Here is a 23,000-nt window from a genome sequence, read left to right as displayed (position 1 = left end):
AATCATTATGATGCGTGCTCCAGCCTTGCAACTGCGAGCACCATGTATCCGGTAGCCACCACCCTGCGCGGCCAAACATCCGCGCCACCGACGATGACCTCCATGGACCTACAACAACCCTGCGTTCTTGTGGTTGACGACGACCCGGACCTGCGCAAGCTGATCGGCGAGTTCCTGAGCGCCCACGGCTACCAGGTGGACGTTGCCGAAAACGTGGCGGAGATGCGCAAGAGCATCGCGCAGCGCCGCCCGGACCTCATCGTACTCGACGTGATGATGCCCGGAGAAGACGGGCTGAGCGCGGCCCGGGCCCTGGCCAGCGAGCGCGGTTCACCCGCGGTCATCATGCTCAGCGCGTTGGGCAACGACACCGACCGCATCATCGGCCTGGAAGTGGGCGCCGACGATTACCTGGCCAAACCCTGCAATCCACGCGAATTGCTGGCGCGGGTGCGCGCCCTGCTGCGCCGCAGCCAGGCCAGCAACGAGCAGGCCGACCACCGCGGCAACGTCTACGAGTTCGCCGGCTGGCGGCTGGATGTGGTGCGCCGCGACCTGCGCGACCCCACCGGCATCTTCATCAACCTCTCCGACGGCGAGTTCGCGCTGCTGCGCACCTTCGTCGAGCATCCGCAGCGGGTGCTGAGCCGCGACCAGCTGCTGGACTATGCGCGCGGCCGCGATACCGATGTCTACGACCGCGCCATCGACAGCCAGATCAGCCGGCTGCGCCGCAAGATCAACGAGCGCGTGCATACCGAGCTGATTCGCACCGTGCGTAACGAAGGCTACATGCTGCTGCCGGGCGTCTCGCGTCTGTGAGCAACCCGGCACGTCGCGGGCTGTCGATCTTTGCGCGGACCTTCGTGTTGCTGGCGGTGGCCCTGCTCACCGCCCAGGCGGTGGGCATCGCCCTGCTGGTGATGCGCACGCCGGTCTACGAGCCGCCGGTGCATCCGCCGGAGGTGGTGGCGCTGCTGTCCACGCGCATGCCGGCCGGTACCCAGACCTTGACGGTGCGCGAGTCCACGCAGTCCCCGGTGCCGCCGACCGGCCAGGTGCGCGATGCGTTCGCCGAAATGCTGCTGGCGCATTGGCTGGATGTGCCCGAGCAGCGCGTGCGCTTCTACCGCAGCGCCGACGATCGCCCGGGCCCGCGCGTCGGCATGTCGCGGCCGCCGCGCATGCCGGGCCAAGCGCAGGCGTCCGAGGCCAACGACGGCGATGGCAGCGCTGACGGCAATCGCCGCGATGCCTTGCAGAGATCGCCGCCGGCACCAGGCGACTGGCCGCGCGATCGCCACCCTGGCGCCTCGCCGTTCGGCAACGGACTGCGCCCGGACGACACCCCCGGCGCCTGGGAAAGCGAGCGCCTGACCCCGGGCATGCCACTGCTGGACGGCTTCACCGCCGCGCTGCAGCAGCCCGATGGCCGCTGGCGCACGGTGGAATCGCCGCCACGGCGGCTGTCGGCCGAGTTCAAGACCCACGTGGTGCTGCTGTTCCTGGCCGGCCTGCTGGCCAACGTGCCGCTGGCGTGGTGGTTCTCGCGTGCGCTGTCGGCGCCGATCAAGCGCTTTGCCGAAGCCGCCGACCGGCTGGGCCGCAACCCGGATGCCGCCGCACTGCAACGCAGCGGCCCGCCGGAGATCGTGCGCGCGGCCGACTCGTTCAATGCGATGCAGGCGCGCCTGAACCGCCTGATCAACGAGCGCACCCACATGGTGGCGGCGATCGCGCACGACTTGCGCACGCCGCTGGCGCGCCTGTCGTTCCGCCTGGACGGCCTGCAGCCACCGCTACGCGACAAGGCACTGGCCGACATCGACGAGATGAAGGCGATGATTTCCGCCGCGCTGGATTTCATCCAGAACGATCGCCACCGCGGCGAACGCGCGCCGCTGGATCTGCGCCTGCTGGTGGAAAGCGTGGTCGACAACGCCACCGACATCGGTGCCGACGCCGAGCTGTTGCCCGGTCCGGAAATCACCCTGGACGGCGACCCGCTGGCCTTGCGGCGCGCAGTGATGAACCTGCTGGAGAACGCGCTGAAATACGGGAAGCGTGCGCGCCTGCAACTGCAGCGTGACGGCGAAGACGGCGTGCTGTGGATCGACGACGACGGCCCCGGCATCGACCCGACCCAGCGCGAACAGTTGCTGTTGCCGTTCGTACGTGGCGAGTCCTCGCGCAACCGCGATACCGGCGGCATCGGGCTGGGCTTGTCAGTGGCGCACAGCATCGTGCTGGCGCATGGCGGCGATCTGCGCCTGGACAACCGTGCTGGCGGCGGTCTGCGGGTGACGGTGCGCCTGCCGTGCATGCCGGAACGGCGCTAAGCCTGGATCGGATCGAGGGTCTTTACCGGACCCGGACGCTCTGATTGCGAGTGCGGCAGCGCGCGCGTGATGCCATCGCCTGCGTGTCACGCTACCGAGATCGCCGCGACGGGAGGTCGCCGGAGCACCGCATGCGCGATGAGGCGGCAGCTAATGGCGCCTCATCGCACTCAGGTCAAGTCGGGCAGAACTGCAGCGGCGCGCCACATCGGCAACCCACCGCAGCCCTTCAACCCACGCTTACTCACTCAGTACGCAAACTCGCGGAACACCCGATCGATATCGCCGTTCCATGCACCGTGATACAGCGCCAGCTTGCGCTCGGCGGCGGTGACACCGCTTTCGGCGATCTCGGCGATCACATCCACAAAGCCGGTTTCGTCCTGATCGTCGGCATTCAAGCGCGCCCGCCGACGCAGGCCTTCGCGCGCGATCTTGACCGCTTCCACGGCCAAATCGCGCACCGTGCCGTGACGGAACGGCAGCCCGAGCGCATGCTTTGGCACACCATCGCGCAGCGCATGACGCTCGGTGGGGCTGAAGTCCTTGACCAGATCCCAGGCCGCATCCAGCGCGGTGTCGTCGTATAGCAGCCCCACCCAGAACGCCGACAGCGCGCACAGGCGGTCCCACGGGCCGGCATCGGCGCCGCGCATTTCCAGATACTTTTTCAAACGCACTTCCGGGAACGCGGTGGTCATGTGGTCCGACCAATCGCGCAGCGTCGGCAATGCACCCGGCAATGCCGGCAGCTTGCCTTGCATGAAATCGCGAAAGCTCTGCCCGCTGGCATCGACATACACACCGTCGCGGTAAGAAAAATACATCGGCACATCGAGCAGATAATCGACGTAGCGCTCGTAGCTGAAGCCGTCTTCGAATACGAAGTCCAGCATGCCGGTGCGATCGGCGTCGGTGTCGGTCCAGATGTGCGAGCGGTAGCTGAGGTACCCGTTGGGCTTGCCTTCGGTGAACGGCGAATCGGCGAACAATGCGGTGGCGATCGGCTGCAGCGCCAGCGACACGCGGAACTTCTTCACCATGTCCGCTTCGGTGGCGTAATCCAGATTGACCTGCACCGTGCAGGTGCGCGTCATCATGTCCAGGCCGAGCGAGCCGACCTTGGGCATGTAGTTCTTCATGATCTGGTAGCGACCCTTGGGCATCCACGGCATCTGGTCGCGGCGCCACTTCGGCTGGAAACCCATGCCCAGGAACCCCAACTGCAACTCGCCGGCAACCTGCGCCACTTCGTCCAGATGGGTGCCGGTTTCCACGCAGGTGTGATGCAGGGTCTCGACCGCTGCGCCGGAGAGTTCCAGCTGCCCGGCCGGCTCCAGCGTCACCGAGGCGCCGTCGCGCAGCAGCGCGATGGTGTGGCCGTTTTCCTGCACCGGCTCCCAGCCGAAGCGGGTCAAGCCGGTCAGCAGCGCCTGGATGCCGCGCGCGCCTTCAAAGGTGGGCGCGCGCAGGTCGTCGAGCTGGAAGCCGAACTTTTCGTGCTCGGTGCCGATCCGCCAGTCCGCGCTGGGCTTCTCGCCAGAGGCAAGCACCTGGACCAGCTCCGCGCGTTCGGTGATCGGCGTTTCGGCAACGTGGCTGGGACTCGACAAGGGCAGGCTCGCAGAGATGAAAGGGGAACGATGTGGGGATCCTCCCCAGCCACCGCAAGGCCCGCACTATAACCGCCCAACATGGAAGAATTGCCGCCATCGGCCGGGTCTTAGATTTCCATCCATGCTTACTGCATGCAGATGCAGGCGAACGCCCACCGTCGCGCTGGCATCACCTGCCGGGACTTCACGCACACAGCGACAAGCGCAGGCATGACCGGGGCTGGTCAAGGTCCGGCAGCGCCGCAGCCCTCAAGATGCCAGATGGCCATGCGAGGCCAGCATCCATGCGTGCAATAGCGCGGCAACCGCGGCGCTGTTCCAGCCAAAGACATGCGTACACGATCCTGTAGCATCGCCCGGCCATGACTGTTGCGCCCACACCCACCGACGCCCTGCTTGCGCAGATGGCCAGCCTGATGCACTGCGAGCGCGCCGAAGGCTTTGCCTGCGTGAGCGCGCGGCGCGCACACGGCGCGCGCTCGGTGGACCTGACCCAGGCGCAATTTGCGATTCTGCTGCAGGGCCGCAAACACGTGCGGACCGCAACCCAATCGCTGGAGTTCGTGCCGGGCGATCTGTTCCTGGTGACGCGCCATTGCCGGATCGATGTGATCAACACGCCCGACCCGCTAACCGGGCTCTACCTGAGCGCGGTGGTGCCACTCTGCGAAGAGGCGCTTGCTGCTGCGCGCGCGTTGTGGAACGAGCCGCTACCCGAGGCCGGCGACGACATCGCGCGGCTGCCGGCGATCGATTTCGGCCCGACGCTGCGGCAATGGCGCGATGCGCTGCAACACGGCCTGTATACCGAAGCACGCCTGGCGCTGGCCTCGCTGGTGATCAGCTTGTGCCGCCGTGGTCACGGCGGCCTGCTGTTGCCGCCCGCACCAAGTCTCGCCTCGCAGGTGCGCACGTTGATCACCGCGCAGCCACAGCGGGCTTGGCGCTCACGCGATGTCGAAGACAGCCTGGGCATCAGTGGTGCCACCTTGCGCCGGCATCTGGCCGCAGAACACTGCTCGCTGCGCGAGCTGATCACCGACGCGCGGCTCGCGCATGCGATGGCCCTGCTCTACACCACACGCTGGCCGCTCAAGACCGTGGCCGCGCGTGCAGGCTATCGCTCCACCCGCAGCTTCAGTCAGCGCTTCCAGCAGCGTTACGGGCTGGATCCGGCCAGCATCGGCAACAGCCGCTAGATCGCTGCAGCGAGCGCTTCGCGCAGCGCAATGAGCGAATCGCGCAAGTCGCTGCCGCCAGCATGGCGACATCGCGGCGGTTGCCGCCTGCCCTGGAGTTGCTCATGTCTGTTTCCTTACTGCGTTCGCTGGCGCCGCTATTGCTCGCCGCAAGCGCCACGCTGGCGCACGCCGCTGCGCCCGCGTCCACCCATGCACAGGTTCCCGGCTTTTACCTGCAGCGCATCGGCACGCTGCGCGTCACTGCGTTGTTCGACGGCAGCGTCGCATTGACGCGTCAACAGCTGTCCAATGTGGACACGGCAGAGCGCGATCGCCTGCTCGCGCAGGGCTACGTGCCCGAAGACGACAAGGGCCTGCAGACGGCAGTCAACGCCTATCTGATCCAGGACGGCAGCCACCTCAGCCTGGTCGATACCGGCACTGCCCAGTGCCTTGGCCCCGGCCTGGGCCAAGTGCTGACCAACCTGCGCGCCGCCGGCTACGACCCGGCCCAGGTCGACGATGTGCTGCTCACCCACGCGCATCCGGACCACCTGTGCGGCCTGCTCGGTGCGCAGGGCACCCCGGCATTTCCCAACGCCACGGTGTGGCTGTCCGACGCCGATGCCGCGTACTGGCTGGATCCCGCTTCGGAGGCCGGTGCCGCGCCGATGCTGCAGTTCGCCTTTCCGCTGGCGCGCGCGGCGGCAGCGCCCTATCAGGCCCAGGGTCGGCTGCGCCGTTTCCAGCCGGGCAAGACCGCATTGCCGGCCGGCATCACTGCCCTGGACAGCCAGGGCCACACGCCCGGCCACGTGTCGTATCGCTTTGACGGCGGCGCCGGCAACACGCTGCTGGTGTGGGGCGATGTGTTGCACTACCACGCGGTGCAGTTTGCCCAGCCGGATGCATCGTTCGAGGCCGACAGCAACCGCAGCAAGGCCATTGCCTCACGTCGCAGCATGCTGGCGCAGGCGGCCGACGGCCGTTGGTGGGTGGCCGGCGCGCATCTGCCGTTTCCGGGCCTGGGCCACGTGCGCCGCGAGGGCAACGCGTTCGCCTGGGTGCCGACCGAATTCGGCCCCGTGCCGGCGACGCCTTGAGCGATGGGGCACCCAGGCAAGGTCCCTGTCCCGCAGCGCAGCCCGGCGTCGCCCGGCCCCGATACCGATGCCGCAAATGAAAACGGCGAGCCCTGGCTCGCCGTTGTGGACTGCCCGCAGGGCCAGGCGTCATGGCGCCCGGCCCGGCTCACCCTCCGCTGCAGGCGGCGCGCCATCCAGGCCCAGCCAGCCGCCGACGATGCCGCGCAGTTCGTCCACGCCCTGGCGCGATTCGCCGGAGTAGGTCTGCACGGTCACGCTGTCGCCAAAGCGCGAGGTCACTTCTTTCTTGACCTTCTGCAGGGTCTGCATCTGCTGGCCACGGCCGAGCTTGTCGGCCTTGGTCAGCAACCCGTGCGCGGGCAGGCCGCGTTCGGCGGCATAGCCGAGCATCTGCAGGTCGTAATCCTTGAGCGGGTGGCGGATGTCCATCACCACCACCAACCCGCGCAAGGCTTCGCGGGTGCGGAAATAGCGGTCGATGAAGGCCTGCCAGTGCGCCTGCAGATCCTGCGGCACCTTGGCGTAGCCGTAACCGGGCAGATCCACCAGGCAGCGCTCGGGCTGGATCTGGAAGAACACCAACTGCTGGGTACGACCAGGGGTCTTGGACACACGGGCGAGCGCGTTCTGGCGGGTCAGCGCGTTGAGCGCGCTGGATTTTCCGGCGTTTGAGCGGCCGGCGAAGGCGACCTCGTAGCCGCCATCGTCCGGCAATTGCCGGGCGTTATGGGCGGACAGGTGGTAGCGGGCTTGTTCGATAAGGAGCGACATCCCCCTAGGATCGCACGTTCGGCGCCCGGCGGTTTTGCTGCACTGTTCGTTGACCCTGGCGCAAAGGCGTGTCGATAATCGAAGCACGCCTGCCACAGCCAGCATCAAACGCGCGCAGGTCGGGTCCATACGGAGCTTTAGCTGATGCGCCATGCTCGTGTGCTTGTCCTCGCCGCCCTCGCCGTGCCGGTTATTGCCGCCGTGGCGTTTGCGCAATCGGCGGTGACGCCGATCCCCGATCCGCCACCTGTGCGCGTTGCGCCGTTGGAGGTGGACCTGTCCAAGACCACCTGGGGCGATGCCAAGGCCGGCCAGACCAAGGCCGCTGCCTGCGCGGCCTGCCATGGCCCGGACGGCAACCCGGCCGTCGCCATCTACCCGCGCATCGCCGGCCAGACCGAGCGCTACGTGGCGCATCAAGTGGCCCTGATCGCCAGCGGCGAGCGCAATAGCGGCATGGCGGCGGTGATGGTGCCGTTCGTCAAGGACCTCTCTGCGCAGGACATGCGCGACCTGGGCGCCTACTTCGCCACCCAGAAGTCTGCCGCCGGGGTGGCCGACGATGCGGTGGTCAACGAGGGGCCGTACCAGGGCCTGAAGTTTTACGAGGTTGGCGAGAAGCTTTACCGCGGTGGCGACATCGCACGCGGCGTGCCGGCCTGCATGGCCTGCCATGGCCCGTCCGGCAGCGGCAATCCGGGCCCGGCGTATCCGCGCCTGGGCGGCCAGCATGCCGAGTACGTGGCACGGCGCCTGAAGGAATACCAGGCCGGCACCACCCAGGAGCGCAACCCGGCGCTGTTCAATATCATGGCGCAGGTAGCGCACCCGCTGACCGAGCAGGAGATCCAGGCACTGGCCAGCTACCTGCAAGGTCTGCACGACCGCGCCGACGATGCGGCCGCCGCGCAAGCACCCGCTGCCGGGACGCCCGCACGCTCATGAGTTGAACGCTACGGCTGCCACACCGCTTCACGACGCCGGTCCCGCGACCGGCGTCGTCGTTTCCCGTCCTCCCCATATCCCCACGGAGCCTGCATGAAGCTGTTTTCCCGTCTGTCCCTGCTGTTGTTGATCCTGCTGCCGCTGGCGGCCTGCGCCGCCGACAAGAACGCACCGCCGGTCGAAGGCGACGACTACATCGTGATCGACGGCGGCCAGCCGTACGCGCCGCTGGCCGGCAAGGTCGAAGTGACCGAGGTGTTCGGCTACACCTGCCCGCACTGCGCGCACTTCGAGCCAACCCTGGAGGCCTGGGTGGCCAAGCAGCCGTCCTATGTGCGCTTCACCCCGGTGCCGGCGGCATTCGGCGGGTTCTGGGATGCATTCGCGCGCGCCTACTTTGCCGCCGACATCCTGGGCGTGGCCAAGCGCAGCCATCGCGCCATGTTCGAGGCGATCCACGAAAAGCAGAGCGTGCCCTCGCAGAACGTGGCACCGGAAGAACTGGCGGCGTTCTACGCCGACTACGGCGTGCCGCAGCAGCGCTTCGTCGAGACCTACAAGAGCGCGGCGGTGGACGCCAAGCTTGATGCCGCGCGCGACTTCGCCAAGCGCAGCAAGCTCCCCGGCACCCCGGCCATCATCATCAACGGGCGCTATCTGATCGGCGCGCGCAATTACCCGGACATGCTGCGCGTGGCCGACTATCTGATCGCCCGCGAGCACGCTGCGCCTGCCAAGCGCTGAACCGCGTAACCGCCACCGACGGCCGCCCGTGGCATCATGCGCCCCGCGGCCGTCCGGCCCTTTTCTCGCCCCACGCTGGAGATCCAATCCGATGAAGACCCGCTTCGCCCTGACGCTGATGGCGCTGCTGCCGATCATGGTCGCCTGCAAGGCCCAGGACGGTTCGTCCGACACCGCACCTGCCGCTGCCACGCCGGCCGCTGACACCGCGACTGCTCCGGCTGCTGCCACGCCGGCCGCAGACCCCGCCGCACCGCCGGCCGTCGGCGAGAGCGCCAGCACACCGCCCGCCGCCGCGCCCAGCGCCGCCCCGCGTGCACCGAACGGCCCCGAGCCGGTCGCCGGCACCGACTATCTGGATATCGAAGGTGGCCAGCCGTACCAGCAGGCCGCCGGCAAGATCGAAGTGGCCGAGGTGTTCGGCTATGTCTGCCCTGCCTGCAATGCGTTCCAGCCGCTGATCGGGCCGTGGAAGGCCGGTTTGCCCTCGGACGTGCATTTCGTCTACGTGCCGGCGATGTTCGGTGGCCCGTGGGACGACTACGGCCGCGCCTTCTATGCCGCCGAAACGCTGGGCGTGCAGGAGAAGACCCACGAAGCGCTGTACAAGGCCATCCATACCGAGCAGACCCTCAAGGGCGAGCGCGGCAAGGACTCGGTGCAGGACATCGCCGCGTTCTACGCCAAGTACGGCGTGGACCAGAAGACCTTCATCGACACCATGAGCAGCTTCGGCGTGTCGGCCAAGACCAACCGCGCCAAGCAGTTCGCCACCCGCAGCAAGCTCACCGGCACCCCGTCGTTGATCGTCAACGGCAAGTACCTGGTCAAGGGCCAGAGCTTCCCGGACATGTTGCGCATTGCCGATCACCTGATCGCGCGCGAACGCGCCACGCTGGCCAAGTGACCCGAGCGATCGCCATCCAGTGAACGCTTCGGATTCGCGCACCCTGCGGGTGCTGACCGCCAATATCCAGGCCGGCTCCAGCACCCGCCGTTACAGCGATTACGTCACGCGCAGCTGGTCGCACGCGCTGCCGCTGGGCAGCAAGCGCACCAGCCTGGACAGCATCGCCAAGCTGGCCGGCGAACGCGACATCGTAGGCTTGCAGGAGGCGGACCCGGGCAGCCTGCGCTCGGGCTTCACCAACCAGACCCACTACCTGGCCGAGCGCGCCGGCTTCGATTACTGGAGCCACCAACCCAACCGCCGCATGGGCGGGGTGGCCTCCAGCGCGAATGGGCTGCTCAGCAAGCTGCAACCGCTGGAAGTACAGGACCACGCCCTGCCCGGCCGGATCGGCGGGCGCGGCATCCTGCTGGCCAAATTCGGCGAAGGTCGCGACGGCTTGGCGGTGGCAGTGGCACATCTGTCGCTGGGCGCCAATTCGCGCATGGCGCAACTGGCCTTCATCGCCGAGCTGTTGTCCGAGCATCCCAACGCGATGTTGATGGGCGATTTCAATTGCATGGCCGACCGGCCGGAGATGCAGGCGCTGTATCGGCATACGCGGTTGCAGCCACCGAGCTGCGAGGTGCACACCTTTCCGAGTTGGCGCCCGGATCGGGCGATCGACCATATTCTGGTCAGCGACAGTCTGACGATCGAACGCATCGAAGCGATTCCCGCCGCGTTTTCAGATCATCTGGCGGTTGGCATGGATATCCGCGTGCCGACCCAGTTGCTGCGTTGAATACCGCGAAAAGTGGCTACGGGTTCGCATAGGCGAACTCGACCGATGACACCCCCTCGACACCGCCTGTGCGATAACGCAGGCGGTTTTTCGTTGGGAGCACAGTCCGTGACACGCCTCTTATGAGTGCGCTGGTATGAGTGCGGTAGAGCCGCAACTGGCACCGGTGCGCACCTTGCGTCCGGTATTCGTGTTGGCGGCAACGGTGGTCTGTACGTTTGCGTTGCTGGTGTCGTTGTTTCCGTTGGATGCAGGCCGCGTGCTGCTGGATGCGCAGACCTGGGCCTCGCGCAATGTCGGCTGGTACTACCTGCTGGCGATGACGGTGTACCTGGTGTTCGTGCTCGGCGTGGCCTTGTCCAGCTACGGCAACATCAAGCTCGGCGCCGACCACGACGAACCGGAATTCAGCTATCTCTCCTGGGCGGGCATGCTGTTCGCCGCCGGCATCAGCATCACCTTGTTCTTCTTCTGCGTCTCCGAACCGCTCACCCATTATCTGCAACCGCCACAAAGCGGCACCGGCAGCGGCGAAGCCTCCGCACGTCAGGCGATGCAGTTGCTGTTCCTGCATTGGGGCCTGCATGGCTGGGGCGTGTTCGCGCTGGCGGCGATGGCACTGGCCTACTTCGCGTTCCGGCACAACTTGCCGTTGGCCTTGCGCTCGGCGCTGTATCCGCTGATCGGCAAGCGCATCAACGGGCCGATCGGTTACACCGTGGATGCGCTGGGCATCGTGGCCACCGTGTTCGGTATCGGTGCGGACATGGGCTTTGGCGTGCTGCATCTCAATGCCGGGCTGAGCACCTTGTTCGATGTGCCGCATACGCACTGGGTGCAGGTCGCGTTGATCGTGGCGATGATGGGCGCGGCCATTCTGGTGGCGGTGTCCGGCGTGGAAAAAGGCGTGCGCTGGATGTCGGACATCAACATGCTGCTGGCGATCGCGCTGCTGCTGTTCATGCTGTTTGCCGGCCCCACGCAATATCTGCTCAACGCGCTGATACAGAACCTGGGCGACTACCTGGGCAGTGTGGTCAACAAGAGTTTCGACGTGTATGCCTACGGCGGGCGCAGCGATTGGCTGGGCAACTGGACGGTGTTCTATTGGGCCTGGTGGATCGGCTGGGCACCGTTCGTGGGGCTGTTCATTGCGCGCATTTCGCGCGGGCGCACCATTCGCGAGTTCGTGCTCGGGGTGTTGCTGATCCCGCTCGGCTTCACGCTGGCGTGGCTGTCGATCTTCGGCAACAGCGCGCTGGATCAGTTGCTGCATCACGGCCAGGGCGCACTGGCGCAACAGGCCATCGATGCCCCGCAGACGGTGCTGTATTCGCTGCTGCAGGGCTACCCGTGGAGCCGCACGGTGATCACGGTGACGGTGGCGGTCAGCTTCGTGTTCTTCGTGACCTCTGCCGATTCCGGCACGGTGGTGTTGTCTACCTTGTCCTCGCATGGAGGCGAGCCGCACGACGATGGCCCGCGCTGGCTGCGCGTGTTCTGGGGCGTGCTCACCGCCGTGGTCACCGCTGGTCTCTTGCTTGCCGGCAGCATGGACGCATTGAAATCAGCGGTGGTGCTGGCCTCGCTGCCGTTCTCTGCCGTGCTGTTGCTGATGGCGTGGGGCTTGTCGCGCGCACTCAGCGAAGAATCGCAACGCAAACGCGCGCAGCTCTACAGCCCCAGTCCGTTGATCGGGCAATCGCGCAATCACCGCGGCTGGCGTCAGCGGCTGGGCCAGGCGATGCATTTCCCCGCGCGCGATGAGGTCTATCGCTTCATGCACGACCAGGTGCGGCCGGCGATCGAAGCGGTCACCACACAGCTGCAGGAAGAAGGCTGGCAGGTCAGCAGCCGGCTGGACGACGACGATATGGAAATCAGCGTCGATCACGGCGAGCAGCAAGGCTTCCGCTACCAGGTGGTGATGCGCGGCTACCTCACGCCCTCGTTCGCCGCGCAACGCCTGCGCAACCAACGCTATTACCGCGCCGAGGTGTATCTGTACGAAGGCAGCCAGGATTACGACCTGGTCGGTTACAGCCGCGAGCAGATCATCAACGACATCATCGATCAATACGAGCGCCATCTGCAGTTTCTGCATCTCACGCGCTGAGGTGCCGCCGCTGCCGCGTGCGCCCCACAGGAGGTTTGTCATGCCACGTTTTCCCGACCAGTTGCTGTATATCGGCGGCCGTTATGTTCCCGCCCGCGGCGGTCACACCTTCGAGGTCATCAACCCTGCCACCGGCGAAGTGCTGGCCAATGTGCACAACGCCGGCGCCGACGATCTGGACGCGGCGGTAGATAGCGCCAAGGCCGGCCAACAGCAATGGGCGGCACTGACCACGGTGGAACGCTCGCGCATCCTGCTGCGCGCGGTGGCGTTGCTGCGCGAGCGCAACGACGCACTGGCCGAACTGGAAACCCTCAACACCGGCAAGCCGCTGAGCGAAACCCGCAGCGTGGACATCGTCACCGGCGCAGATGTGCTGGAGTACTACGCAGGCGTGGCGCACGCGCTGCAGGGCGTGCAGGTACCGTTGCGCGAAGGCAGCTTCTTCTACACGCGCCACGAGCCACTTGGCGTGGTGGGCGCGATCGGCGCGTGGAATTACCCGATCCAGATTGCGCTGTGGAAGGCCGCACCTGCACTGGCGGCCGGCAACGCAATGATCTTCAAACCCAGCGAAGTGACGCCACTGACCGCACTCAAGCTGGCTGAAATTTTCACCGAAGCCGGCCTGCCCGATGGCGTGTTCAACGTGCTGCCCGGCGACGGGGCCAGTGTGGGCACCGCGCTCACCGAACATCCGCAGATCGAAAAGATCAGCTTCACCGGCGGCACCGCGACCGGACGCAAAGTGATGGCCAGCGCATCGAGTTCATCGTTGAAAGACGTGACCATGGAACTGGGCGGCAAGTCGCCGCTGATCGTCTGCGCCGATGCCGATCTGGATCTGGCTGCCGACATCGCCATGATGGCCAACTTCTACAGTTCCGGGCAGGTGTGCACCAATGGCACGCGCGTGTTCGTACCGCGCGCGCTGCGCAACGCCTTCGAAGCGCGGCTGCTGGCACGCGTGCAACGCATCCAGATCGGCGACCCGCTGGATGCGCGCACCACCTTCGGCCCGATGGTCAGCGCCGCGCATATGCAGCGCGTGCTGGACTACATCGAACAAGGCAAGGCCGAAGGCGCGCGCTTGCTGTGCGGTGGGCAGCGTCTGCGCGATGGTGCGCTGGCACAAGGCTGCTACATCGCACCGACCATCTTCAGCGATTGCACCGACGTGATGACCATCGTGCGCGAAGAAATCTTCGGGCCGGTCTTGAGCCTGCTCACCTACGACGACGAGGACGAAGCGATCACACGCGCAAACGCCACCACGTACGGCCTGGCCGCAGGCGTGGTGACGCCGGATCTTGCACGCGCGCATCGTCTGATTCATCGCCTGGAAGCGGGCATCTGCTGGATCAACACCTGGGGCGAATCGCCGGCACCGATGCCGGTTGGTGGCTACAAGCAATCCGGTGTGGGCCGCGAAAACGGGCTGGCCACCTTGCAGGCCTACACGCGTACCAAGTCTGTCCAGGTCGAACTGGAACGCTACGCGTCGGTGTTTTGAGCGGCTGACACCACCTGGCAGGCAGTCGCCGGCACCATCGGCGACATGCACAAGCCGCAGCGCGCGGGCAGTGCTGCCGTTTCGGGCACAGGCATCGATGCCCCACCGCGCAATCGTTTTGAAAGCCGCTTCAAGCCGGCGCCGCAACAGGAGAACACCATGCAACGCGAATACGACTACATCATCATCGGCGCCGGCTCGGCGGGCAACGTGCTGGCCGCGCGCCTGACCGAAGACCCGGGCGTCAGCGTGTTGCTGCTGGAGGCCGGCGGGCCCGATTATCGGCTGGATTTCCGCACCCAGATGCCGGCCGCACTCGCCTTCCCGCTGCAGGGACGCCGCTATAACTGGGCCTATGAAACCGAGCCGGAGCCGCATATGGACAACCGGCGCATGGAGTGCGGCCGCGGCAAAGGGCTGGGCGGGTCGTCGTTGATCAACGGCATGTGCTACATCCGCGGCAATGCCCTGGATTTCGACCACTGGGCCAAGCGGCCGGGCCTGGAAGACTGGAGTTACCGCGATGTATTGCCGTACTTCCGCAAGGCCGAGACGCGCGACATCGGCGCAAACGATTATCACGGCGGCGAAGGCCCGGTGAGCGTGGCCACGCCGAAGAACGACAACAACGTGCTGTTCCAGGCCATGGTCGATGCCGGCGTGCAGGCCGGGTACCCGCGTACCGACGACCTCAACGGCTATCAGCAGGAAGGCTTCGGGCCGATGGACCGCACGGTGACGCCGCAAGGGCGTCGCGCAAGCACGGCGCGCGGCTATCTGGACATGGCGCGTCCGCGCGATGGCTTGCACATCGTCACCCATGCCACCACCGATCGCATCCTGTTTGCCGGCAAGCGTGCGATCGGCGTGCATTATCTGGTCGGCAACAGCAGCGACGGCATCGACGCGCGTGCACGCCGCGAAGTATTGGTGTGCGCTGGCGCGATTGCATCGCCGCAGCTGTTGCAACGCTCAGGTGTCGGCGCGCCCGATCTATTGCGCGCACTCGATGTGCAACTGGTGCACGATCTGCCGGGCGTCGGCCAGAACTTGCAGGATCACCTGGAGGTTTACATCCAGTACGCCTGCACCAAGCCGGTGTCGTTGTATCCGGCATTGCAATGGTGGAACCAACCGGCGATCGGCGCGGAGTGGTTGTTCGCCGGCAGCGGCACCGGTGCCAGCAATCAGTTCGAAGCAGGCGGTTTCATTCGCACGCGCGAGGAATTCGACTGGCCCAACATTCAGTACCACTTCCTACCGGTGGCGATCAACTACAACGGAAGCAATGCGGTGAAGGAACACGGTTTCCAGGCGCATGTGGGCTCGATGCGCACGCCCAGCCGTGGACGCGTGCATGCCAAATCGCGCGACCCGCGCCAGCATCCGTCGATCCTGTTCAACTACCAATCCACCGATCAGGATTGGCAGGAATTTCGCGATGCGATCCGCATCACCCGCGAGATCATCGCCCAACCCGCACTCGACGCTTACCGCGGCCGCGAGATCAGCCCGAGCGCGGACTGCAAGACCGATGCCGAACTCGACGCCTTCGTGCGTGCGCGTGCAGAGACGGCCTACCATCCCTCCTGCTCCTGCGCGATGGGTACCGACGATATGGCGGTGGTCGATGGACAGGGCCGCGTGCACGGCATGGAAGGCCTGCGCGTGATCGATGCCTCGATCATGCCGCGCATCATCACCGGCAACCTCAACGCCACCACGATCATGATCGCCGAGAAGATCGCCGACCGCATGCGTGGCCGCACGCCATTGCCACGCAGTACGGCGGACTACTACGTGGCGGGCGATGCGCCTGTGCGTGGGTGATCTGCATTTAGGGCCTGTTAACACTAATGGCCCGAGCGATTAAACTATTGGGCATGGAGATCACGCCAGCACAATTTTCTCTGATCGAACACTGCCTGCCGGCGCAGCGCGGCAATGTCAGCATGACCAACCTGCAAGTGGTCAACGCCATCCTTTACGTTGCCGAGCATGGCTGCAAATGGCGCGGCCTACCCAAGCGCTTTGGCAACTGGCATACGGTCTACACACGCATGAACCGTTGGGCCAAGGCGGGTGTGCTGGACCGGATGTTCGCCCAATTGCAGAAGTCCCAGATCGTGCGCATCAAGATCGAAGCAGTCTCGCTGGACTCCACCAGCGTCAAGGTCCATCCCGATGGCACGGGTGCATTAAAAAAAACGGCCCGCAGGCCGTCGGCAAGTCTCGCGGTGGATGGAACACCAAGATTCATATGGTTGCCGCAGATGCTCGAACAGCCATCACCTTTGGATTGACGCCTGGCAACGTGCATGACGCACCTGCAGGCCGCGCGTTGCTTGAACACCTGGGGCCAGTGGAGCGGCCGATTCATTTGTTGATGGACCGTGCTTACGAAGGCAACGAAACCCGCCAGTTGGCGCTCGATCTTGGCTTCGTGCCGGTGGTCCCGCCGAAATCCAATCGGGTCGAGCCTTGGGAATACAACCGGGAGATGTACAAGCGGCGTAACGAAGTGGAGAGACTGTTCCGTCGCTTGAAAGGCTACCGCCGGATTTTCTCGCGCTTCGAGAAGCTGGATGTCATGTTCCTTGGATTCCTCAGCTTCGTCCTAGTCGTTGATGGGCTTCGGATGTGTTAACAGGCCCTAGTAAAGGCCGCGATTCAACCTGCTCGCAAGGTGAACTGGTAACTGCGGCGGCCGTGAACCTGGGTAGTCGAGGGCGCGGTGCCCTCACCGCTCGCGGGACACGCCGCAAGTACGTCCATGTAGGCTCGGTGGCGGCATCCATGCCGCCACACGGTCCCGCAATCGGTGAGGACACCGCACCAGAAAGTTGGTCGGTAGTTTGATGAAGGCCTACCTGTTGATCGCGTTGCGTTTTGCGTTGCGAAGCTGATCGGCCGCGGCGTTATCCAAACAACACACCATGCCTTGCTTGCAACCATGCGCACCGACCATCTCGACTGGTCCTTGCCCGCCCACCATCGCGGGACCTTACGCGGCATGGATGCCGCGTAAGAGCCTACACGGACGTACTTGCGGCGTGTCCCGCGATGGTGGGCGGGCAAGGGCCCCACAGCCAAGCCGCAGATCACCCGCTCTCCGCTTTACGACCGACCCGACCTGATGGACTAAAACTTCAAATCCACACGTGCATACCAGAAGCGCCCACCGGGAATGTCGTAAGTGGACGCGTCATAGCCATTGAGTGAGCACGACAGGCAGAGCGGCGGATCCTTGTCGAACACGTTGTTCAAGCCAGCCGTCAGTTGCAGACCCTTGAGCCAATCGACGCGATAACCCACCTGCGCATCGTGATAGGTGATCGCATCTAGCCGATTGGTGCCCACGGCAGGATCGGAACACACCGCAAATTCCACCGCATCGCCGCATTGCTCGGTGAGTTTGGAAATGTGGCGCGCCGTCCATGATGCCGTCCAATTGCCCAACGACCAATCCAACACCGCGTTGCTGGTCCACTCGGGAATCGCGCTATCCACCACCTCGATGCCTGGACCTTGCGGCTGCCGTTGCCCTACTGCACCGAGCGCCTCGTAACGGCCCACGAAGGTGTTCTGCCACGACAACTTGAAGCGGCCCAAGCCGGTTTCCGGCAGCGTCCAGAACAGATCCACATCCCAACCGTCGGTCTTGATCGAACCCAGATTGGTCAACCGATTATTGAACGCATTGATGCCCCCGGTGGATGCACGCGTGATGCCGTTGCAGTACAGCGCATCCAACGTATCCACGCACAGATCCAGCTGCGTCTGCGCATTGATCGCCTGAATCGCCCCATCCACATGATGGCGATAGAACGTCATCTCCAGATCGAGGCGATCCGACCAACTGGCATTGCTCGCAAAGCCCGGGCTAAACACGAAGCCGGCACTGAAACTGCGCGAGCGCTCAGGATCCAACTGCTCGTTGCCCCCCGTGGTGACCGAGATCTGCTGATTGGCCTGTTGATAGCCCACCGGCGCACCGAGCGTAGCGCAGTTGGCAGCACTGCCGCGCGGCGCGGTGCCGCCCAACCCGATCGAACATGGATCGGACAACTGCAGGTCGGCGCGCGCCGCCGAACCGAACAACTCACCGATGGTCGGCGCACGGAAGCCTTCTGCATAACTGGTGCGCAGCACCAACTCGTCGGTGACTTGCCAGCGCAGGCCGTATTTTGGCGTGAACTCGCCGCCAAAGGTGGAGTAATCCGAATAGCGGCCGGCAATATTCAAATCGAGTTTGTCGCCCAACGACGAATTGGCGAAGATCGGGACGTTGAGTTCGAGATAGGCTTCATTGACGTCGTAACTGCCCGAGGTCGGCAGCGATGGCACACCGTTGTAGCGGCCGGCCACGGTGAGCGGATCGGGCTGATACGAACCCTCGTACTTGCGGTACTCGTAGCCGGTGGCGAACGACACCGCACCGCCGGGCAACTGGAACAACTCGCTGCTGAGGTTGGCGGTGAACAGGCTCAATTCGTTCTGGCTGCGGTCGCGCACCACCGGCTGGATCCAGCGCAACATCTCTGGCGTGATGCTGCCGGCGCCGCTGAAGATATCCAATGGCACGCAGCCGGCCACTGCCGCACACGCGGCCGGGTCGCCCAACCCCAGATTGATGTTGAACAGGTTGTAGCTGCCGTAGTTGGTCTGCTCGGCCTTGTTCTTGCTGTACATGCCGTTGACGTCCCAGAACCACGTGCGCGCCGCGCCTTCGAAGGTGCCCACCAGACCGGTGCCGAAGTATTGCGTATCGACCTGCTGCTCGAACCGACGCGCCCCGCCTTCCACCGGGCGGCGGCCGATCTGGATCAGGTTGGTAGCCGAGTTCAACTCAAAGCCGAATGGATTGAACGGATTCAGCGCCGAAATCACGATGTTGTCGGCCAGCGGATTGCCGGTGCCTGCATCGGGGCCGAGAAAGATCGGCTCGGGTGCGGCCTGGTTGGTCGACTCGCGCCTATTGCCCAACGCTTTGACATACCACTGCACATCGTCGTTGAAGTAATAGCGAAACTGCGCAAATACACCCTTGCGCTCGGACGGTGTCAGCAACAGATTCTGCTCGGCAAAGTTGTAGCGGTCTGCGGTGCCGAAACAGTGGTAATCGTCGCTGCGTGTACACCCCGCACTGCCATCGTATTGCGGCGTGCCGACACCGGCATTGGGCGTGAGGTTCTGACGCACACCGGTGTTGGGGTCGACGAACTGGAAGCGCCCATCTGGCGTTGCCGAGCTGGCGAAGGTCAGCCCGGTGCCCGGAATCGGAAAGCGGGCCTGCGCGCGGTCGCGTGCATAGATCGGGTCCTGCTTGACGTAGCTGGCACCCAGAAACAGGCTGAAATCCTCGCCGCTGGTGCCCCAGGCCAGGTCCATACCCTGATTGGCGCCATCGCCCTTGCCGTACTGCCCGTAGTTGAGCGTGACCTGCGCACCGTCGAAGCTGCGCCGGGTGATGATGTTGACCACGCCGGCAATCGCATCCGAACCGTACAGCGACGAAGCGCCGTCTTCGAGCACCTCGATGCGCTCCACGATCGCCAGCGGAATGGTGTTGAGATCGGTCGACGACCCCACGCCGGAGGCCGAAGATTCGTTGACCCAGCGAATGCCATCCACCAGCACCAGCACGCGCTTGGACCCGAGATGGCGCAGATCCACCTGCGCCGAGCCCGCACCCACACCACCGCCGTCCGGCGGAAAGCCGAAGTTGCCGGACGAATTGAACTTGGCATTGAGCGCCGAGCCGGACGCGGTGAGTTCCTGCAGCACCTCGCCGATCGAGGTCAGGCCGGTGCGTTCGATGTCGGCGCGATTGAGCGTCTGGATCGGCACCTGGCCCTGCAATTCGGCGGTCTTGATGCGCGTGCCGGTGACCTGCACGCTGTCGAGCGTGCGCGTACTCGGGGCGGCCTCGGGCTGTTGCGCCCAGGCGAGTGTGGGAATCAGACACAACGACAACTGCACGGCCAGGCATGACCGATGAGGGGCAATCAGACGCTTCATCCGTTCTCTCTCCAGAAGGATTTCAAGTATCCGCACGCCCCCGTGCCCTGCGGTCCGCCCCAACTTTTAAACGAAACCTTAACGCGCCGCAAGCTGGCAGTGCAGCACTGCGCAGCAGGCCGCAGTGGTTGCCATGGCGTAACACCTGAACGCGAGCGTGCAATTGCGCGTGCCCTCACGCGCTACGCCTGCACGCCGAGATCTGCGCGTTCGCAGCGCTGCAACGCGCATTCACTCAAGCGCTCATGCGTGCTTCGGTATCATCGCGCAATGACTTATGCCCCCCGTCTCGCCACTGTTTTCGTCGGCCTGCTGTGCCTTGGCAGCACTGCGCTGCATGCCCAAAGCCTGGACCCGCAACTCACCGCCATGCGCGATGCCATCGCCGCTGCAGAGCGCGGTCAATCCGACGCCGGTCAACTCAGTGCTTTGAGTCGCCATCCGCTGTATGGCTGGCTGGAATTCGCCACGCTCAAGCGCAGCATCGACAGCGTTTCCAATGCGCAGGCGCAGGGGTTTCTGCAGCGCTATGCGGGCCAACCGGTGGCGGAGAGCTTCCGTAGCACTTGGCTGCCGGCCGTAGCGCGTCGCCAGGACTGGACCACGCTGCTGGCCAATTGGAAATCCACCGACAACCTCGGCCTGCGCTGCGCACAGCTCACTGCGCGTCAGGCCACCGGCAAGGCCGATGCACAATGGAGCCGCGATGCGCTCACGCTATGGCGCAACGGCAAGGCGCTGCCGGATGCCTGCGATCCGGTCGTTGCCGGGCTGGAGTCGCGCGGGGATCTCACCCCGGCATTGCGCTGGGAACGCGTGGAAGCGGCGGCCGATGCACAACTGCCTGCGGTGATGCGCACCGCCGCACGCGGCCTGCCGGTGGCCGATCTGGCGTTAGCCACCGATTACGCCGCGTTTCTGGACAAGGTGCACCCGCGTGCACTGGGTTGGCCCAAGACCGAACGCAGCCGTGGCATCGCTGTCGATGGGCTGGCCAAGTTGGCCAAGAGCGACCCGGACGCGGCCGAGCAACAGCTGCCGCAACTGGCTACCGCACTCGGCTTTAGCGAGGCGCAGCGCGGCCAGGTGCTGTACCAGATCGCGCTGTGGACAGTGGCCTCGTACTTGCCGGATTCGGCGCGCCGCCTCAACGCAGTGCCCGATGCCTCGTACGACGAACGCCTGCACGAATGGCGCGCGCGTGAGGCGATGTCGCGTGGCGACTGGCCGGCTGCATTGGCGGCGATCCGCAAGATGTCCGCCACCCAGCGCAGCGACTCGCGCTGGCAGTATTTCGAAGCGCGCCTGGCCGAGAAGACCGGCGCTGCCGCGGCCGCACAGCCGCTGTATCGTGCGGCCGCGCAATCGCCGACCTTCCACGGCTTTCTGGCCGCCGATCGTCTGCAGCAGCCCTATCGGCTGTGTCCGTGGGAGCCCAAGGACAATCCGCAGGCCAAGGCCGCGGTTGCGCGTGACCCGGCATTGATCCGCGCGATTGCGTTGTTCCAGATCGACCGCCCCGGTTGGGCGGTGGCCGAGTGGAACGATGCCGCCACCCGCTTCGACGACACCCAACGCCGTCTGGCCGTGAAAGTGGCCAGCGAGAACGGCTGGTTCGATCGCGCGGTGTTCGCGCTCGGCAAGCAGCCGGACGAACAACGGCTGTATGCATTGCGCTTTCCGCTGCATCACGACGACAGCATCCGCCGCGAAGCCGCCAAGAACGCGATCGATCCGGCCTGGGTGGCAGCAGAAATTCGTGCCGAAAGCATTTTCAATCCACGCGCCCGCTCGCCTGCCAACGCAATGGGCCTGATGCAGGTATTGCCGGGCACCGGCGCCGCCGTGGCAAAGGGCATCGCCTTGCCCGGTTACGCAGGTGCCACCAGCCTGTACGAGCCGGACACCAACATCGCCATCGGCACCGCCTATTTGCGTCAGTTGCTCAACACCTACGGCCTGCCCTACCTCACCATCGCCGCCTACAACGCCGGCCCCGGGCCGACCGGGCGCTGGCAATCGCAACGGCCCAACTTCGAGCCGGACTTCTGGATAGAGACCATCAGCTACAAGGAAACCCGCGAGTACGTGGCGCGTGTGTTGGCCTTCAGCGTGATCTACGACTGGCAACTCAACGGCGACATGCTGCCGTTGAGCGACCGGCTGATGGGCAAACTGGTGGACAAGCGCTTGAAGCCGGTGTGCACGCCGGGCCAGACCGCCAACAACGCGGCGCAGGATTGAGCTCCAGTTAGCCGACGAGCACGGCTGCCGTACGAGGTAGTCGTGCTTGGGTCTTTGCGCTGCGGCCAAGGTGCAAATCAGACAATCTTCGCTGACGACTGTTGTATCAACATCCTCTAACGCTTCAAGGCAACCGAGGGTCGTTGCATAAGTTAGGTGCAGTCAAAAGCTTAGTCCGTCGAGCGCGCGGTGCCCTCGCCGCTCGCGGGACACGCCGTGAATCCGTCCCTGGAGGCTCGGTGGCGGCATCCATGCCGCCACACGGTCCCGCAATCGGCGAGGACACCGCACCAGGAAGTTTGCAGGTTGCTTTGTTAAAAGCCCGCTTATTCCTCTGCTTGTTTTGGAAGCTGATTGGGCGCGCCATTACCTAGATGACACACGTCATGCACTGCTTGCATCTCGCACACCGACCATCTCAACTTGTCCTTGCCCGCCCACCGTCGCGGGACCTTACGCGGCATGGATGCCGCGTAAGAGCCTACATGGACGTACTTGCGGCGTGTCCCGCGATGGTGGGCGGGCAAGGGCCCTGCAACCAAACCGCAGATCAGCCGCTCTCTGCTTGACGACTGAACTATCCGCCCTGACAAATCGTCGCCAGACGCAGAGATTTTGCATGTTGGCGCCCCTTGGCTATCCCCGAACTCTGGCCAGAAATCCGTCAGCACTCGATGCGTGGTGTTTCGACTCGCGCACCGCATCGGGCA

At 65.1% G+C, this 23,000-nt stretch carries 15 protein-coding genes and 2 pseudogenes; 14 read left to right on the top strand and 3 right to left on the bottom strand.

Annotation, left to right across the window (positions count from 1 at the left end; translation table 11 throughout):
• The first annotated feature begins 102 nt into the window (after nucleotides 1-102).
• The 3 genes and pseudogenes from NDY25_RS15165 to NDY25_RS15160 all read left to right on the top strand — a co-directional run.
• Nucleotides 103-822 carry a response regulator gene (locus NDY25_RS15165; protein WP_095575415.1) on the top strand — a complete coding sequence of 240 codons (720 nt, stop codon included), beginning with the start codon at nucleotides 103-105 and terminating at the stop codon, nucleotides 820-822.
• Nucleotides 819-1,179 (top strand): annotated as a pseudogene (locus tag NDY25_RS23195) (two-component sensor histidine kinase); the annotation flags it as partial. The gene NDY25_RS15165 and the pseudogene NDY25_RS23195, both read left to right, overlap by 4 nt.
• 80 nt (nucleotides 1,180-1,259) lie before the next feature.
• Nucleotides 1,260-2,339, top strand: a pseudogene (locus NDY25_RS15160) (ATP-binding protein); the annotation flags it as partial.
• Between the two features lie 248 nt (nucleotides 2,340-2,587).
• Here NDY25_RS15160 and NDY25_RS15155 read toward each other — a convergent pair.
• Nucleotides 2,588-3,952, bottom strand: coding sequence for a glutamate--cysteine ligase (locus NDY25_RS15155; protein WP_168958220.1), 1,365 nt, complete (start codon nucleotides 3,950-3,952; stop codon nucleotides 2,588-2,590).
• Between the two features lie 365 nt (nucleotides 3,953-4,317).
• Here NDY25_RS15155 and NDY25_RS15150 point away from each other — a divergent pair, with 365 nt between their 5' ends.
• Both NDY25_RS15150 and NDY25_RS15145 read left to right on the top strand, forming a co-directional pair.
• The gene (locus NDY25_RS15150; protein ID WP_168958219.1) at nucleotides 4,318-5,154 is read left to right on the top strand and encodes a helix-turn-helix transcriptional regulator; all 837 of its coding nucleotides are present in this window, start codon (nucleotides 4,318-4,320) and stop codon (nucleotides 5,152-5,154) included.
• Nucleotides 5,155-5,258: 104 nt separating this feature from the next.
• Nucleotides 5,259-6,239 (top strand): MBL fold metallo-hydrolase, encoded by a 981-nt coding sequence (locus NDY25_RS15145; RefSeq protein WP_168958218.1) that lies wholly within the window; start codon nucleotides 5,259-5,261, stop codon nucleotides 6,237-6,239.
• Between the two features lie 129 nt (nucleotides 6,240-6,368).
• Here NDY25_RS15145 and yihA read toward each other — a convergent pair whose 3' ends face one another.
• Nucleotides 6,369-7,013, bottom strand: a complete 645-nt coding sequence (yihA, locus tag NDY25_RS15140) for a ribosome biogenesis GTP-binding protein YihA/YsxC (RefSeq protein WP_256627548.1) — start codon at nucleotides 7,011-7,013, stop codon at nucleotides 6,369-6,371.
• Between the two features lie 144 nt (nucleotides 7,014-7,157).
• Here yihA and NDY25_RS15135 point away from each other — a divergent pair, with 144 nt between their 5' ends.
• The 8 genes from NDY25_RS15135 (at nucleotide 7,158) to NDY25_RS15100 (ending at nucleotide 16,672) form a co-directional block, all read left to right on the top strand.
• Nucleotides 7,158-7,958, top strand: coding sequence for a c-type cytochrome (locus tag NDY25_RS15135; protein ID WP_168958217.1), 801 nt, complete (start codon nucleotides 7,158-7,160; stop codon nucleotides 7,956-7,958).
• Nucleotides 7,959-8,051: 93 nt separating this feature from the next.
• Nucleotides 8,052-8,702: a thiol:disulfide interchange protein DsbA/DsbL gene (locus NDY25_RS15130; RefSeq protein WP_055824932.1), complete on the top strand. Its 651-nt coding sequence runs from the start codon at nucleotides 8,052-8,054 to the stop codon at nucleotides 8,700-8,702.
• Nucleotides 8,703-8,793: 91 nt separating this feature from the next.
• Nucleotides 8,794-9,609, top strand: coding sequence for a thiol:disulfide interchange protein DsbA/DsbL (locus NDY25_RS15125; RefSeq protein ID WP_168958216.1), 816 nt, complete (start codon nucleotides 8,794-8,796; stop codon nucleotides 9,607-9,609).
• Nucleotides 9,610-9,658: 49 nt separating this feature from the next.
• Nucleotides 9,659-10,396: an endonuclease/exonuclease/phosphatase family protein gene (locus tag NDY25_RS15120; protein WP_043889741.1), complete on the top strand. Its 738-nt coding sequence runs from the start codon at nucleotides 9,659-9,661 to the stop codon at nucleotides 10,394-10,396.
• Between the two features lie 136 nt (nucleotides 10,397-10,532).
• A complete protein-coding gene (gene betT, locus NDY25_RS15115; protein WP_168958215.1) occupies nucleotides 10,533-12,512 on the top strand; it encodes a choline BCCT transporter BetT in 1,980 nt (659 codons plus the stop codon).
• 40 nt (nucleotides 12,513-12,552) lie between these two features.
• Nucleotides 12,553-14,025: a betaine-aldehyde dehydrogenase gene (betB, locus tag NDY25_RS15110; protein ID WP_168958214.1), complete on the top strand. Its 1,473-nt coding sequence runs from the start codon at nucleotides 12,553-12,555 to the stop codon at nucleotides 14,023-14,025.
• A gap of 159 nt (nucleotides 14,026-14,184) precedes the next feature.
• Nucleotides 14,185-15,855, top strand: coding sequence for a choline dehydrogenase (gene betA, locus NDY25_RS15105; RefSeq protein WP_168958285.1), 1,671 nt, complete (start codon nucleotides 14,185-14,187; stop codon nucleotides 15,853-15,855).
• 53 nt (nucleotides 15,856-15,908) lie between these two features.
• Nucleotides 15,909-16,672 (top strand): IS5 family transposase gene (locus NDY25_RS15100; protein WP_095574585.1). Its coding sequence is split into 2 segments (ribosomal slippage): nucleotides 15,909-16,224 and nucleotides 16,224-16,672, totalling 765 coding nucleotides; the frame shifts between segments, so codons are not numbered across the junction.
• Between the two features lie 494 nt (nucleotides 16,673-17,166).
• Here NDY25_RS15100 and NDY25_RS15095 read toward each other — a convergent pair.
• Nucleotides 17,167-20,046 (bottom strand): TonB-dependent receptor, encoded by a 2,880-nt coding sequence (locus NDY25_RS15095; protein WP_168959451.1) that lies wholly within the window; start codon nucleotides 20,044-20,046, stop codon nucleotides 17,167-17,169.
• 270 nt (nucleotides 20,047-20,316) lie between these two features.
• On the opposite strand from NDY25_RS15095, the gene NDY25_RS15090 reads away from it, so the two are divergent.
• Nucleotides 20,317-22,290, top strand: a complete 1,974-nt coding sequence (locus tag NDY25_RS15090; RefSeq protein WP_168959450.1) for a transglycosylase SLT domain-containing protein — start codon at nucleotides 20,317-20,319, stop codon at nucleotides 22,288-22,290.
• Nucleotides 22,291-23,000: the final 710 nt, after the last annotated feature.

The organism is Xanthomonas hortorum pv. pelargonii (assembly GCF_024499015.1).
Classification (GTDB): domain Bacteria; phylum Pseudomonadota; class Gammaproteobacteria; order Xanthomonadales; family Xanthomonadaceae; genus Xanthomonas; species Xanthomonas hortorum_B.
The sequence above is the reverse complement of the archived record's forward strand: the minus strand, read 5'-3'. Positions and strand labels throughout refer to the sequence as shown.